Origin of the sequence: Actinomadura sp. NPDC000929, from assembly GCF_040492065.1 — a bacterium.
Lineage (GTDB): Bacteria > Actinomycetota > Actinomycetes > Streptosporangiales > Streptosporangiaceae > Spirillospora > Spirillospora verrucosospora.
Genome location: NZ_JBEUPA010000001.1, coordinates 101,725 through 116,425, shown reverse-complemented (window position 1 = coordinate 116,425; position 14,701 = coordinate 101,725). Strand labels below are relative to the sequence as shown.

The window sequence follows — 14,701 nt, the reverse complement described above, 5'->3', positions numbered from 1 at the left end:
GCACGTCGTCCGGCTCCACATCTATAACGGCCTTACCGCTGGGGCGGGGGTCCTATCTTGGGGTGCTGTGGCGGTGAACATTGAGGTGCCGCTCTCCGGTGGGGCCGTGTCGGAGGGTGTGGTGCGGGTCGGGGAGACGGTGCGGCGGCCGCTGAGGGCGCACAGTCCGGCGGTCCACGGGCTGCTGCGGCACCTGGAGGACGTGGGGTTCGAGGCGCCGCGGGTGCTGGGGGTCGATGAGCTGGGGCGGGAGGTGCTCAGCTGGGTGCCCGGGGAGGTGCCGCAGCGGCCGTTGGCGGCGTCCGTCGTCTCGGAGGACGTGCTGCGGGACGTGGGGCGGCTGCTGAGGCGGTACCACGACGCGGTCGCGTCGTACGAGGCGCCGGTGGGGGCGCCGTGGGACGCGGAGACGTCCAACGTGGACGGGGAGCCCGAGGTCATCGGGCACTGCGATGTGACGCCGGAGAACGTGGTCTTCCGGGGCGGGCGGCCGGTCGCTCTGATCGACTTCGATCTGGCGCGGCCCACCACGCGGGTGTTCGACGTGGTCACGGCGTTGCGGCACTGGGGGCCGATCGAGGATCCGGCCGATCGGGACGCCGTGCTCTACGGGGTGGACGTGGGGCGCAGGCTGCGGATCTTCTGCGATGCCTACGGGTTGGACCGGGAGCGGCGGCGGGAGGTGCTGCCGGCGGCGCGGGTGCGGTTCGAGCGGTCCTATCGGGCGATGCGGGGGAGGGCGGAACGCGGTGGGGGATGGGCGCGGATCTGGCAGGGAGGCGCCGGGCCCCGGATACGGCGGGCGCAGGACTGGCTGGAGCGGCACTGGGATGAGCTCGATGCGCGTCTCTGGTGAGGGGCTGGTTCTCGGGGTCGCGCTGGACGCTCTCTTCGGGGACCCGAAGCGGTGGCATCCCGTGGCAGGTTTCGGTCGGGTGGCGTCCGGGGTCGAGCGCTGGGTCTATGGGGACTCGCGCTGGCGGGGTGCGGTCTATGTCGGGGCCCTGGTGGGGGGCGCCGGGGTCGTGGGGGTTGCGCTTGAGCGGGCGAGCCGGCGGCCCGTAGTGCACTGTCTTGTTACCGCCGGGGTCACCTGGGCCGTGCTCGGCGGGACGTCGCTGGGGCGTGAAGGGCTCTACATGGCGCGGGTGCTGGAGCGGGGCGACGTGGAGGCGGCCAGGGAGCGGCTTTCCCATCTGTGCGCCCGGGATCCGCGGGGGTTGGATGCTCGCGATCTGAGCCGTGCGGTGGTGGAGTCGGTGGCCGAGAACACGTCGGACGCGTCCATCGCGCCTCTGGTGTGGGGAGCGGTGGCGGGCATTCCGGGGCTGCTCATGTACCGGGCCGTGAACACGCTCGACGCCATGGTCGGGTATCGGAGTCCGAAGTACGAGCGGTTCGGGTGGGCGGCGGCGCGGTTGGACGATGTAGCGAACTGGGTTCCGGCGAGGATCACCGGGGGACTGGTCGCCCTGTGCTCGGGGCGGGAGGCCTGGCGGGTTCTGCGCCGGGACGGGGCGAAGCATCCGAGTCCCAACGCGGGACGGTGCGAGGCCGCTTTCGCCGGGGCGCTCGGGGTGAGGCTGGGCGGCGCCAACGCCTATGGCGGACGGGTCGAGCGGCGGCCCGAGATGGGGGACGGGCGGGCGCCCGAGGTCAGGGACATCCGGAGGGCCGTCCGGCTTTCGGCGGCGGTGACGTTCGCGGCGGCGGCCGTGGTCTGGAGTGTGCGGTGAGCGGGCTTCTGGTGGCGGGGACCACCTCGGACGCGGGGAAGAGCGTCGTCACCGCGGGGCTGTGCCGGTGGCTGGCGCGGCAGGGGGTGAAGGTCGCGCCGTTCAAGGCCCAGAACATGTCGCTGAACTCGATGGTGACGAGCGACGGGGCGGAGATCGGGCGGGCGCAGTACATGCAGGCGCAGGCCGCGGGGGTGGAGCCCGCGGCGCTGATGAATCCGGTGCTGCTCAAGCCGGGAAGCGACCGCAGAAGCCAGGTCGTGGTGCTGGGGAAGCCCGTGGCGGAGGTCGACGCGCTTCAGTACGGGGCGCACAAGGAGCGGCTCAAGGGCGTCGTGCTGGAGTGCCTTGAGGAGTTGCGGGCCAGGTACGACGTGGTGGTGTGCGAGGGGGCCGGGAGTCCCGCCGAGATCAATCTGCGGGGCGGCGACATCGTCAACATGGGGCTGGCCCGGGCCGCGAACCTGCCGGTGGTGGTGGTCGGCGACATCGACCGGGGCGGTGTCTTCGCGTCGCTCTACGGCACGGTCGCCTTGCTGGAGCCCGCCGACCAGGCGCTGATCTCCGGATTCGTCATCAACAAGTTCCGGGGGGCGCGGGAGCTTCTCGCGCCGGGGCTGGAGCAGCTCGCGATGCTCACCGGGCGCCCGACGCTGGGGGTGCTGCCCTGGAAACTCGGCCTGTATCTCGATTCTGAGGACACCCTGGCCTTGGACGCGCCGAGGCCCGACGCGAAAGGGCCTTACGGGAAGGAGACGCTGCGCATCGCCGTCGTCCGGTTCCCGCGCATCTCCAACTTCACGGACATGGACGCCCTGGCCTGCGAGCCCGGCGTCGTCGTCCGGTACGCGGCGAGTGCCGGCGACCTGGCCGAGGCCGACCTGGTGGTGCTTCCGGGGACCCGGGCCACGGTCGCCGATCTGGCGTGGCTCCGCGACCGGGGAATGGCCGACGAGATCCGCAGGAGGGCCGAGGAGGGGCGGCCGGTCCTCGGGATCTGCGGCGGCTACCAGATGCTGGCCGAAGAGATCGTGGACGGTGTCGAGTCAAAGGAGGGGAGAGCGCGAGGGCTCGGTCTCCTTCCTGCGAAGGTCGAGTTCAAGAAGGAGAAGACCCTCGGGCGGCCCACCGGAAGCGCCTACGGGGAGACCGTGAACGCCTACGAGATCCATCACGGCATCGTGAGCGCGGAGGGGGAGCCGTTCCTCGACGGGTGCCGGAAAGGCGCCGTGTGGGGGACGACCTGGCATGGCGCGATGGAGAACGACGGCTTCCGCAGGGCGTTCCTCGCGGACGTCGCCCGGACGGCGGAGAGGCGGTTCGTCCCGGCCCCGGACGTGTCCTTCGGGGCGCTGAGGGAGGCGACCCTGGACGCGCTCGGCGACCTCGTCGAGGAGCACATGGACACCGGGGCCCTGTGGCGGATCATCGAGGGCGGCGCGCCGGGGGGCCTGCCCGTCGTCCCGCCCGGCGGAGCCCCGGCGCCGCCCTCGGCGGGGGTAGGGTGATCCACTCGTGAACACAGGCGCACGCAGGCAGAGCACCAGGAGGAGCACCCCGTGACCGACCCGCGGTCCAAGCTGATCGTCCCGCTGATGAAGGCGCGGGTGCCGGCCGAGGTCCAGCTGGAGTTCCCGCTCCCGGCGGACGAGGAGCCGATCCGCGACCCGTTCGCCGCCGACCTGTACGTCACCTACGCGCTGGAGATCGCCGACGAGGGGGCCCCGTCCGGCCGCCGCTACGAGCACGTGGCGCGCCGGCACTGCGCCGACCTCGGGGTGGCGCAGGGCGAGCTGCGCCGCCACGCGGTGATCAACCTGCGCGACCTTCGTCCCGAGCTGAGCCTCAGCTGGTATCCCGACGCGCGCGCCGTGACGGTGTCGCTGGGCGCGTCCCCGCGGGGCGGGGGCCTGGAGTCGGGCCTGCTCCTGGACGAGGGGTTCCTGGAGAAGCTGGCGCAGGACGTGGAGGGCGACCTCGTCGTCGCGGCGCCCGCGCGGGACGTGTTCGTCGCGTCCGGCACCGGGCACCCGGACGGCATCGACAAGCTCCGCTGGGCGGTCTCGCAGGTGTGGGCCGAGGACCGCGGCGACGACGGCGACGACCCGGTGTGGGACGTGCCCGCGGGGAGCCTCCTCACGCACAACCTCCTGGTCCGCCGCGGCGCCGCCTGGGAAGTCCTCACCGGCTGACCCCCGGGAAAACGGGTGGGCCGCCATGCCCGGAATGCGTACTCTCCGGGGCATGGTGTCGACTCATCAGCTTCTGGCGTTCTCCGCGATGGCACTGGCGATCATCCTGATCCCGGGGCCGTCCGTCCTGTTCGTCGTCGGCCGCGCGCTGGCGCACGGCCGGCGCACCGCGCTCGCGGGCGTGGTCGGCGGGGTGCTCGCCGCCCTGGTGCTGACCGCGGCGGTCGCGGTGGGGATCGGATCGGTCGTGGAGCGTTCCGTCGTCGTGTTCACCGCCCTGAAGATCGTGGGCGCGGTCTACATCGTCTACCTCGGGGTGCAGGCCATCCGGCACCGGCGCTCGCTCCAGGAGGCGATCGCCGGGAGCGAGGCGGAGCGCGGCGGGGGCCGGGCGCTGCTGCAGGGCTTCTTCGTCGGCATCACCAACCCGAAGACGACCGTGTTCTTCGCGGCCGTCCTGCCGCAGTTCGTGGTGCGCGAGAACGGCCACGTCGAGCTCCAGATGATGCTGTTCGGCGCGATCTTCGCGGTGATCGCGCTGTGCTGCGACAGCGTGTGGGGGATCGCGGCGGGGACGGCCCGCGACTGGTTCGCCCGCTCGCCGCGCCGCCTCGCGGCGATCGGCGGAACCGGCGGCCTGATGATGATCGGTCTCGGCGTCACGGTCGCGGCGACGGGCCGCAAGGACTGAGCTAGCCCCCGGGTCCGCGCGCCGCGGCGACGGGAGAGGCGACCGGCGGCCGCCTGCCGAAGCGGCGCCGCAGCGGGTAGGCGAGCGCGACGGCGGCGAGGCTGACCAGGGAGGCGGCCAGCTGGGAGCGCTGCCCGGCCATGAACGCCATCGAGACCAGCACGGCGAGCAGGGCGGCGATGACCAGCCAGGTCAGGTACGGGAACAGCCACATCCGGTAGGTGAGGCTCGCCGGGTCCTCGCGCCGCAGCCGGGACCGCAGCCGCAGCTGCGAGAACAGGATCGCCAGGTAGACGAAGGCCAGCACGACCCCGATCGAGTTCATCAGGAATTTGAAGACCTGGTCGGGGGAGACGTAGGACGCGACGACCGCCGCCCACGCCGCGACCGTCCCGAGCAGGATCGCCCGGACGGGGACGCCGCGCCGGTTCAGCCGCACCAGCCCGGCGGGGGCGTCGCCGTCGCGGGTCAGCACGTACAGCATCCGGGACGAGACGTAGATCGCCGAGTTCAGCACCGACAGGACGGCGGTGAGGATGACCGCCTGCATGAGGGTGCCGGCGGCGGGCACGTCCAGCCGGTCCAGGGCGCTGACGAACGGGCTGGTGAGGATCTTCGCGTCGTTCCACGGCAGGATCGACACGACGAGCAGGATCGACAGCACGTAGAACAGCGCGACGCGCCACAGCACGTTGCTCGTGGCCCGGGCGACCGCCCGGCCCGGCTCCTCGCTCTCCGCGGCGGCGATCGTGACGATCTCCGTCCCGCCGAACGCGAACATCACCGCGACGATGGCGGTGAAGACCGACCCGGCGCCGTTCGGGACGAACCCGCCGTGCCCGGTGAGCACGGCGAGGCCGCCGGGCGAGTCCGGCCAGAGGCCGGTGACGTACAGGACGCCGAGGACGACGAACACCAGGATCGCCGCGACCTTGATCGAGGCGAACCAGAACTCGAACTCGCCGAAGGACCGGACGGAGACGAGGTTCACCGCCGTCATCGCGACCAGCAGCCCGGCGGCCAGCGCCCACTGCGGCAGGCCGGTCCAGCCGGCGAGGATGCCGGCGCCCGCGGTCGCCTCGGCGCCGACGAGGATCACGTAGAGGTACCAGTACAGCCAGCCGATGGTGAAACCCGCGAAGGGGCCGAGCGCCATCCGCGCGTACTCGGCGAGGGACCCGGCGACCGGGCGCGCGACGACCATCTCGCCGAGCGCCCGCAGCACGCACAGCACCAGCAGGCCGGCCGCCGCGTACGACAGGACGGCGGCGGGCCCGGCGGTGCTGATCACGGCGCCGCTGCCGACGAACAGCCCGGCGCCGATCGCGCCGCCGATCGCCAGCATCGTCATGTGGCGGCGGCGCAGCCCGGCGCGCAGTCCGGCGCCGCCACTGCTCTCAGACATCACGACAACAGTAGGTGACCTGCGCGGATGTGTCTGACGAGGGTCAGACCTCGCAGAGCGCGAAGTCGTCGAAGACCGCCTGGGGCCATCCGGTCGCACCCTCGTCGCGGACCACGAGCAGGCCGCTGTTGCCGGGGACGCTGCTCGGCGGCGTGGCGGCGGACGAGGCGACCGGCTTGCCGTTGACCCACATCGCCAGGTCGACGTTGCCGTCCTCGCGCTTGACGCAGGCGGCCTGGAGGCGGTTCCTCTCGCGCAGCCTGGGTGCGATGCCGGTCGTCACGGTCTGCGCCTGCCGGGTGGCCAGCCTGGCGATGCGCGCGCGCCCGTCCGAGCCGAGGAGGAACGCGTAGCCCGAGCTTCCCAGGCAGTACACCCCCGCCTCGCCGTAGGCGTCCTTCGGCGTGACCTCGACCTCGACGAGCTGGGAGTCGGGGATCCTGCTCACCGGTGCGTCGACGGTCGTGCGCCCGGCCTTCGGCAGGACGTGGATCTCGTACTTCCGGTCGCGGTAGGACGCGTCGAAGACCGGGGTGGCGGCCGTCTTCCAGCCGGAGCCGGCGTCGTTGAAGCCGTCGTCGAAGATCTTCTCCTTGACGTCCGGCGGTTCGTCGCCGAGGACGGCGGCCCCGGTGGGCCCCGAGGCGTCCGGGGAGTCGTCGCCGCCCGGGATGTTGAGGGCTCCGATCACGGCGGAGACGGCGAGGACCGCGCCGGTCGCGGCGATGAGCAGGCCCCGGTCGCGGTGCCGGGACCGCTTCCTCGCCGGGGTCGCGGGTGCCCGCATGCCGACCGGGCGCGTCGGCGGCACGGAGTCGACGCTCGTCAGAGGCGCAGGCGTCGGCTCCGGCTCCGGCTCCGGCACCGGTTCCGGTTCGGGCGGCGCGGCGGCGGGCGGAGCCGCGGGCGGCGCGTCCTCGCCGGTCAGCGCCTGGATCAGCTGCTTCACCGTCGGGCGGTCGGCGGGCTCCTTGGCCAGCGCCCGGGCCACCAGATCGCGGACGGCCGGATCGAGGCCCTCCAGGTCGGGGTCGGCGGACGTCACCCGGCTGATGACCTCCGGGAGCGTCCCGCCGCCGAACGGGGCGCGGCCCGTGCCCGCGTAGGCGACGACGCAGCCCCAGGAGAACACGTCGGCGGCGGGCGTGACCTCCCGCCCGTGCATCAGCTCGGGCGCGATGTAGGCGGGCGTGCCGACGAACTGACCGGTCCGGGTCGGGCCCTCGGTGGCGTCCAGCGCGCGGGCGATGCCGAAGTCGATCACGCGCGGCCCGGTCGGGGACAGCAGCACGTTGGACGGCTTGAGGTCGCGGTGCACGATCCCGGCGCCGTGGATGGCGCCGAGCGCCGTCGCGACGTTGACCGCGAGGGCCTCCAGGTCGCCGCCGCGCAGGGGGCCGTCCGCCTTGACGGCCTCCTCGACCGACGGCCCGTTGACGTACTCGGTCACCACGTACAGCGGGTCGCCGTCGAGCCGGGCGTCCAGGACGGCGGCCGTGCAGAACCGGCTGACCTGCCGCGCGGCCGTCACCTCGCTGCGGAACCGCTCGTGGAACGCCTCGTCGTCGGCCAGTTCCGTGTTGATGACCTTGACCGCGACCCGCCGTCCCGACGCGTCCTCGCCGAGGTAGACGGTGCCCATGCCGCCCCGGCCGAGGCGGGCGGTGAGCACGTACGGGCCGAGCAGCCGCGGGTCTCGGTCACGGAGGGGCGCCTGCATGACTCGACTCCCGGGGTGGAGAGGGGCTGTGATTCAGTCTGTCGTACGGTCGGTCTCTTTGACGCCCGATCATGGGGCATCAGTTCACCGGACAGCGGGAGGAAATGTGGACGTGACGGCGGACGTGCTCGGCCCCGGGTACGAGGCGATCGAGCTGCCGATGGGCCGCGACGCCGAGGGCGAGGTCGTGGCGACGCTCGTGCGGCGCCGGGGCGGCGGCGACCCGTCCCGGCGGGCGGTGCTCTATCTGCACGGGTTCGTCGACTACTTCTTCCAGCGGCACCTCGCCGACTTCTACGTCGAGCTCGGCTTCGACTTCTACGCGCTCGACCTGCGCAAGTACGGGCGCTCGCTGCGGCCGCACCAGACCCCGAACTACGTCGAGAGCCTGTCGGACTACTTCCCGGAGATCGACGAGGCGGTGCGGATCATCCGGGACGTGGACGGGCACGATACGTTCCTGCTGAACGGCCACTCGACCGGCGGCCTGGTCGCGGCCCTGTGGGCCGACAGGGCCAGGGGCAAGGGCCTGATCGACGGCGTGTTCCTCAACAGCCCGTTCCTGGACCTCGCCGAGCCGCTGGTGATGCGCAAGGCCGGCGCGGGCCTGGCGCGTGCGCTGCGTCCCCGGTTCCCGAAGGCGAAGCTGCCCGCGGGGGTGTCCGACCGGTACCCGCGCAGCATCCACCGCGACCACGAGGGCGAGTGGGAGTTCGACCTGGCCTGGAAGCCGCTCGCCGGGTTCCCGGTGCGGGCGGCGTGGCTGGCGGCCGTGCGGCGGGGGCAGCTGCGCCTGCACCGCGGCCTGGACGTCGACGTCCCGGTGCTGGTGATGGCGTCGACGCGCAGCGTCCGCCCGACCCGCGGGGTGCTGGACGTGACGGGCGCCGACGCCGTCCTGGACGTCGAGCACATGGCGAAGTGGGCGCCGCGGATCGGGCGGCACGTCACGCTCGTGCGGATCGAGGGCGGCCTGCACGACCTGGTGCTGTCCGCCGAACCGGCCCGCTCGCAGGTCTTCGCGGAGCTGACCCGGTGGACGAACGGCTACCTGCCGGGCCGGCCGGCCCCGGCCTAGCCGAGGATCTCCGACAGGTCGAAGTCGTCGAAGTCGACGATGATCTGCTGCGCGGCGTTGCCGCCCCGCTCGACCTGCAGGCCGGCCTTGCCGTTGCCGAGCGGCTGGTCGGTGTCGGTCGCGTCGATGACCCGGTGGCCGTTCACCCAGAGCCGCAGCCGCACCTGCTTGCCGTCGTCGCCGCTCTCGCAGGCGATCTGGAGCTTGTTCGACTCGCCCTCGGAGAGGCCGGCGACCGAGTCGGGGCTGTCGAGCTCCTTGGTGCCGCGGTCCTTGGTGAGCTTGCGGAGCACCGCGCCCTTGCCGTCGTTGCGGACGAGGAACATGTACTCGCTCGCACCGTCCTCGGTCATGCGGCAGGTGAGGCCGTACATGCCGTCGGGGGAACCCTGGGCGACCCTGGTGGTGACGGTGGCCAGCATCGGGTCGGGGGCGAAGTCGTCCTTGGGCACGTCCCGCCTCACCCCGCCGGTCGAGCCCTGGGACTCCAGCCGGTAGCCGCCGTTCACGTAGCCGTACTGGCCGCTGAAGGTGCCCCAGCCGGAGCCGTCGTCGGAGAAGTCGTCGCTGAACGTCGTGGCGACGTTGCCGGGCGGGCCGTCCGGGCGCAGCACGAGGAACCCGACGACGGCGAGCAGGACGAGGGCGGCCGCGACGGCGCCGCCGATGACCAGCGGACGCCGGGACGCGCCGCCCGACCGGGGGACGGCGGGCCGCGCGTCCTGGCGGGTGGCGCCGGGGGCCGCGGGCGGCGGGGTCGGCTGCTGGAAGGCGGCCGGCGCCGTGCGGGCCTGGGCGGTCGGGTCGCTCGCCGGTCCGTGCCAGCTCGCCTGGACGGTCTCGGCGAGCCTCGCCGGGTCGGCCTGGCCGTTGCCGACGAGCCGTCCGAGCAGGTCCTGGACGGTCGGCCGCCGCCGCGGGTCCTTGTCGAGCGCGGCGGCGACGACGTCGCGCAGGCCGGGGTCGAGCCCGTCGAGCCTCGGCTCCTCGTGGACGACGCGGTAGAAGATCTCCGGAACGGTGGTGCCCGCGAACGGGGGGCGCCCCGTCCCGGCGTAGGCGACGACGCAGCCCCACGAGAACACGTCGGAGGCGGGCGAGACCTGCTCGCCGCGCAGCAGCTCGGGCGGCAGGTAGTTCGGGGTCCCGACGAACTGGCCGGTGCGGGTGGGGCCGTCGGGGGCGTCGAGGGCGCGGGCGATGCCGAAGTCGATGACGCGGGGGCCGGTGGAGGACAGCAGGACGTTGGCGGGCTTGAGGTCGCGGTGCACGATCCCGGCGCCGTGGATGGCGGCGAGCGCGGTGGCGACGCCGACCGCGAGGCCCTCCAGGTCGGAGCCGGGCAGTGGCCCGCGCTCGGCGACGGCGCTCTCCAGGCTCGGGCCCTCGATGTACTCGGTGACGACGTACAGGGGGTCGGTGTCGAGCTCGGCGTCCATCACGGGCGCGGTGCAGAACCGGCGGACCTGCCGCGCCGCGGTCACCTCGCGGCGGAACCGCTCCCGGAACGTGCCCTCACCGGCGAGCTCCCGGTTGATCATTTTTACGGCGACGCGGCGGCCGGCGCGGTCCTCGCCGAGGTAGACCGTCCCCATGCCGCCCCGGCCGAGCCGCCCCACCAGCGTGTAGGGGCCGAGCTCGGCGGGGTCGCCGGGGCGCAGGGTCTCCCCGTTCTCTCCTGCGTGCGTGGTCATCGTGATCCTGAGGGGGATTCGGGAGTCTTTGTCGTAGAACCCTAGCGGTCCACGGTTATTCGGACGCGCGGAGTCTTCGGCACGTTCAGTTCGTGCGGCGGGCGCGGGGAAGGGTGCGGAACGGCGGGAGCTTCTCGCCGGTGAGCCCGAGCGCGTACGCCACGACCCGGCTGGACCAGCGCTGGCAGCCGACGGCCAGCGCGTACAGGGCGCGGGGGTACCGGCCGGTGAACGGGATGACCAGCCAGCTGAGCGGCATGACGACCACCAGGGCCGCGTACATGATCAGCATCACGACCAGGTGCGGGATGACCAGCAGGCCCCTGAGCAGGGTGAGCCAGCGCCGCGGGCCGCGCCAGGCGGCCGGGAACGGCAGGTCGACGAGGACCGTCTCCGCGTCCGGGCCGGGCTCGCGCGCCGCCGCGACCGCGGGGGCGGCGGCCTCCGGCGCGGGCCTCGGAGCCGGGACCTCGACGGCCGCGGGGCGCGCGCCGTCCGGCTCGGAGGCGGGCTCCGCGGCCGGATCCGGCCCCCGCCACGACGCCGAGATCGTCTCCACGGCCTGGGTGAGGTCGGCCTTCTCCTGCCCGACGAGCAGGGTCAGCAGCCGCCGCGCCGTCGGGCGGTCGCGCGGGTCCTTGCCGAGCGCGGCGGCGACGACCTCGCGCAGCCGCGGGTCGAGGCCGGCGAGGTCGGGCTCCTCGTGCTCGATGCGGCGGAACGTCTCGGCGACGGTCCCGCTCTGGAACGGGGGGCGCCCGGTCCCGGCGTAGGCGACGACGCAGCCCCACGCGAACACGTCCGACGCCTGCTCGACCGGTTCTCCCCGCAGCACCTCGGGCGCGATGTAGGACGGCGTCCCGACGAACTGGCCGGTGCGGGTGGGGCCGTCGGGGGCGTCGAGGGCGCGGGCGATGCCGAAGTCGATGACGCGGGGGCCGGTGGAGGACAGCAGGACGTTGGCGGGCTTGAGGTCGCGGTGCACGATCCCGGCGCCGTGGATGGCGGCGAGCGCGGTGGCGACGCCGACCGCGAGTCCCTCCAGGTCGGAGCCGGGCAGGGGGCCCCTGTCCCCGACGGCCTTCTCCAGGCTCGGCCCGTCGATGTACTCGGTGACGATGTACGGCGGGTCCTGGTCGAGCTCGGCGTCGATCACGGGCGCGGTGCAGAACCGGTGGACGCGCCGCGCCGCGGTCACCTCGCGGCGGAACCGGGCGAGGAACGCCGGCTCCCCGGCCAGCTCCCGGTTGACGACCTTCACCGCGACCCGCCGGCCGTCGGGCTCGGCGGCCAGGTAGACCGTCCCCATGCCGCCGCGGCCGAGCCGCCCGAGCAGGCGGTACGGGCCGAGGACGCGGGGTTCGTCGTGCTCCAGCGGTCCGGCGGCGTACGTCGTCATGGGGGGCGGCGCTCCTTGAGAGATCGTTCGTCCGGGGGCCAGCCTAGGGGAGGCCGCGGCGCCGGGCGGGACCTCAGGGGATCAGCAGGAGCTTGCCGGTGCTGCGCCTCGCCTCGAGGTCGGCGTGCGCCGCGGCGGCCTCGGCGAGGTCGTAGCGGCGGCCGATGTGGACCTTCACGGCACCGGACTCCACCCACGCGTAGACGTCGGCGGCGCGCTCCAGCAGCTCCGCGCGCTCCTCGACGTAGTGGGCGAGGGACGGCCGGGTCAGGAACACCGATCCGGCCCGGTTGAGGCGCTGGGGGTCGAACGGCGGGACCGGGCCGCCCGCCGCGCCGTACAGGGCCAGGGTGCCGCGCCGCCGGAGGCTCTCCAGGCTCCCGTCGAACGTGGGCGCCCCGACGCCGTCGTACACGACGGCGACGCCCTCGCCTCCGGTGAGCTCCCGCACCCGCTCGGGGAACCCGTCGTAGCCCATCGTGGCGTCCGCGCCCGCGTCCTTCGCCAGGCTCTCCTTCTCCGGGGTGGACGCCGTCGCGATCACCCGGGCGCCGAGGGAGACGGCCGCCTGCGTGAGCAGCAGCCCCATCCCGCCCGCCCCCGCGTGCACGAGGACGGTGTCGCCCTCCCGGACCGGATACGTCGACCTCGTCAGGTAGTGCGCGGTCATGCCCTGCAGCAGCGACGCCGCCGCGTCCTCCAGGCCCACCCCGCCGGGGACGGGGACGACCTTGTCCGCGGGGACCACGGCCTTCTCCGCGTAGCCGCCCTGCACGTTCGCCCACGCGACGCGGTCGCCCGCCGAGAACTCACGGACGCCCTCGCCGACCGCCGCGACCGTCCCGGCCGCCTCGACGCCGGGCGTGTAGGGGGTCTCCTGCGGGTAGGCGCCCGTCCGGTAGTACACGTCGATGAAGTTGACCCCGGCCGCCGCGACGTCGATCAGCACCTCGCCCGGCCCGGGCACCGGGTCGGGGCGCTCGGACGCCTCCAGGACCTCGGGGCCGCCGGTGCGGGTGATGACGATCGCGCGCATGTCGTTCTCCTGACGGGTCGGTTCGCGTGGACGCTCCCGGAGAACCCCGGCGCCCCCGCGGGCTATTCCGCCGGCGGGACGGTCACACCCAGTCGCGCATGGTCCGGCTGACGAGCGTCACGGCCTCCTCCACGCGCGCCGCGACCGTCCCGGCGTCCCAGATGTCCTGGCGGGCGCAGTCCTCGAAGGCGACCTTGGTCGCGGCCAGGTAGAACGACACGACGATCCGCGGCCGCAGGTCCCGCTCCATGTCGACGCCCTCGCGGCGCGCGATCTCGGTGGCGAGCGCCTCCGCCGACGCGGAGTAGCGCGCCATCTGCGCCGCCATCAGCGACGGCGTCGCCTCGATCACCTGCCGGACGCGGCGGAACCGGGCGCCGTCGGCCGGGTCGCTCTCGGCGATCGTCCGCAGGACGACGCGCAGCGACTCGAACAGCGCGGTGAACGGCCGCTCCTCGGGCGGGCGGGCCGCGAGGGCCTCCTCCAGCACCTGGTCGTGCTCGGTGAGGAAGCTCGTGACCACGTCCTCCTTGGTGCCGAAGTAGCGGAAGAAGGTGCGCTGCGACACCTCCACCGCCGCCACGATCTCGTCGATGGTGGTCGCCTCGTAGCCCTGGGCGAGGAACAGGTCCAGGGCCGCGTCGATGAGCGCGAGGCGGGTCCGCTGCTTCTTGCGCTCGCGCAGCCCGGCCAGAGCGCGGCCCTGCTCCGGACCGTGCCCCTGGGCGCGGGGGTGTGTGTGGCCTGACGGGTCGCCGGCGGGGACGGCGCTCATCGGCTCGCTCCTTCTTCTTTGGCTGACGCGGGCGGCGCCCGCCTCACAGAGGCTTCTATCACGGACGGAGCCTCCGTATGCGGGCCAGGTTCCGGGGACCGGAAACCACCTGCGCGGTGATTGGCCCGTATCCGGACGGCGCGTTACACCGCTTCTGCGGACCATCCCCTAGCGGCCGGGGTACACCCGTCCCCACTCTTGGGATTCTCCCCGCACGGCGGCCGGATCGGAGTCATGCTGAGGAGCGGTCACCAACCGTCGCCGGATGGTAGCTCAAGGTCATGCCGGCGGCTCGGACCAGCTGAGGCGGCTGATGTGTCTGTAGTCGGTGGGCGGGAGATCGCCGAGATGCGCCGGCGTCACCTCGCGGCGCTCGCGCGCGAGGTCGAGGCCCGGGGCCTGTCCTGGCGGTTCGCCGGGCCCGGGGAGTCCCTGCTGGCCGTCTACGCGCCGGGCACGGGGCGCCACGTGATCGTCCTCGCCACGCCGTGCGGCGACGGCTGGTACTACCTGTGGCCCTCCGGCGGCATGGCCGACGCGGCCCGGCCCGGCGAGGTCGCCGACCATGTCCGCGCCCTTCTCGGCTGACCCCGCCTTGCTCCCCGGGCCCGGGGTTCCCTAGACTCCATACCGAACGTCTGTTCGAGAACGAGGTCCGCATGCTCCTTCCCCCGTGCGGCGAGCGCGAGGGGGAGGCAGATGACGCGCGTGTTCGGCGATCCGGTGGACGTCTGGGTGAGCGACGGCCGTCCGGTCCGGTTCGTCTGGCGTGGCCGGCTCTACACCGTCCGGCGGGTGCTGGAGCACTGGGTCACGACCCGCGACTGGTGGCGGGAGCGGCATCCGGACGGCGAGGCCGCCGGCGAGCGGGAGTTCTGGCGGATCGAGGCGACCCCGGACCGGGAGATCGGCGTCTACGAGCTGCGTTATGACGTCGCCGCCGACAGTTGGCTGCTATCCCGGGTATGGGACTGA

Annotated in this window: 14 protein-coding genes; 8 read left to right on the top strand and 6 right to left on the bottom strand. The window is 73.6% G+C overall.

Annotation, left to right across the window (positions count from 1 at the left end; genetic code table 11):
- The first annotated feature begins 67 nt into the window (after nt 1-67).
- From ABWI04_RS00510 to ABWI04_RS00490, 5 genes are read left to right on the top strand one after another with little or no spacing between them, the layout of a single operon-like run.
- Nucleotides 68-856, top strand: a complete 789-nt coding sequence (locus ABWI04_RS00510; RefSeq protein ID WP_353830974.1) for a phosphotransferase enzyme family protein — start codon at nt 68-70, stop codon at nt 854-856.
- Entirely contained in the window at nt 831-1,736 is a 906-nt protein-coding gene (locus ABWI04_RS00505; protein WP_345175844.1) for a cobalamin biosynthesis protein, read from the top strand. Before ABWI04_RS00510 ends, ABWI04_RS00505 begins: the two co-directional genes overlap by 26 nt.
- Complete coding sequence (locus ABWI04_RS00500; RefSeq protein ID WP_345175841.1) at nt 1,733-3,244, top strand: cobyric acid synthase; 1,512 nt, start codon at nt 1,733-1,735, stop codon at nt 3,242-3,244. Before ABWI04_RS00505 ends, ABWI04_RS00500 begins: the two co-directional genes overlap by 4 nt.
- A 51-nt stretch (nt 3,245-3,295) precedes the next feature.
- Nucleotides 3,296-3,928, top strand: coding sequence for a DUF1444 domain-containing protein (locus ABWI04_RS00495; RefSeq protein ID WP_345175839.1), 633 nt, complete (start codon nt 3,296-3,298; stop codon nt 3,926-3,928).
- A 52-nt stretch (nt 3,929-3,980) separates the two neighbouring features.
- A complete protein-coding gene (locus ABWI04_RS00490; protein WP_345175837.1) occupies nt 3,981-4,619 on the top strand; it encodes a LysE family translocator in 639 nt (212 codons plus the stop codon).
- A gap of 1 nt (nt 4,620) precedes the next feature.
- Here the strand turns inward: ABWI04_RS00490 and ABWI04_RS00485 are convergent, their stop codons facing one another.
- Nucleotides 4,621-6,024 (bottom strand): amino acid permease, encoded by a 1,404-nt coding sequence (locus ABWI04_RS00485; protein WP_353830972.1) that lies wholly within the window; start codon nt 6,022-6,024, stop codon nt 4,621-4,623.
- Between the two features lie 43 nt (nt 6,025-6,067).
- Nucleotides 6,068-7,744, bottom strand: a complete 1,677-nt coding sequence (locus ABWI04_RS00480; RefSeq protein WP_353830971.1) for a serine/threonine-protein kinase — start codon at nt 7,742-7,744, stop codon at nt 6,068-6,070.
- Between the two features lie 112 nt (nt 7,745-7,856).
- On the opposite strand from ABWI04_RS00480, the gene ABWI04_RS00475 reads away from it, so the two are divergent.
- Nucleotides 7,857-8,822 carry an alpha/beta hydrolase gene (locus ABWI04_RS00475; RefSeq protein ID WP_353830970.1) on the top strand — a complete coding sequence of 322 codons (966 nt, stop codon included), beginning with the start codon at nt 7,857-7,859 and terminating at the stop codon, nt 8,820-8,822.
- Here ABWI04_RS00475 and ABWI04_RS00470 read toward each other — a convergent pair.
- From ABWI04_RS00470 to ABWI04_RS00455, 4 genes are all read right to left on the bottom strand, one after another.
- Nucleotides 8,819-10,516: a serine/threonine-protein kinase gene (locus ABWI04_RS00470; RefSeq protein ID WP_345175830.1), complete on the bottom strand. Its 1,698-nt coding sequence runs from the start codon at nt 10,514-10,516 to the stop codon at nt 8,819-8,821. The genes ABWI04_RS00475 and ABWI04_RS00470 overlap by 4 nt on opposite strands.
- 85 nt (nt 10,517-10,601) lie before the next feature.
- Nucleotides 10,602-11,915: a DUF4389 domain-containing protein gene (locus ABWI04_RS00465; protein ID WP_353830969.1), complete on the bottom strand. Its 1,314-nt coding sequence runs from the start codon at nt 11,913-11,915 to the stop codon at nt 10,602-10,604.
- A 73-nt stretch (nt 11,916-11,988) separates the two neighbouring features.
- Complete coding sequence (locus tag ABWI04_RS00460; RefSeq protein WP_353830968.1) at nt 11,989-12,951, bottom strand: quinone oxidoreductase family protein; 963 nt, start codon at nt 12,949-12,951, stop codon at nt 11,989-11,991.
- Between the two features lie 82 nt (nt 12,952-13,033).
- A complete protein-coding gene (locus ABWI04_RS00455) occupies nt 13,034-13,726 on the bottom strand; it encodes a TetR family transcriptional regulator (protein WP_345175824.1) in 693 nt (230 codons plus the stop codon).
- Nucleotides 13,727-14,041: 315 nt separating this feature from the next.
- Between ABWI04_RS00455 and ABWI04_RS00450 the strand changes: the two genes are divergently transcribed.
- On the top strand, nt 14,042-14,314 hold the full coding sequence (locus tag ABWI04_RS00450) for a hypothetical protein (RefSeq protein ID WP_353830967.1): 273 nt from the start codon (nt 14,042-14,044) through the stop codon (nt 14,312-14,314).
- A 111-nt stretch (nt 14,315-14,425) separates the two neighbouring features.
- Nucleotides 14,426-14,701 carry a DUF6504 family protein gene (locus ABWI04_RS00445; RefSeq protein ID WP_345175822.1) on the top strand — a complete coding sequence of 92 codons (276 nt, stop codon included), beginning with the start codon at nt 14,426-14,428 and terminating at the stop codon, nt 14,699-14,701.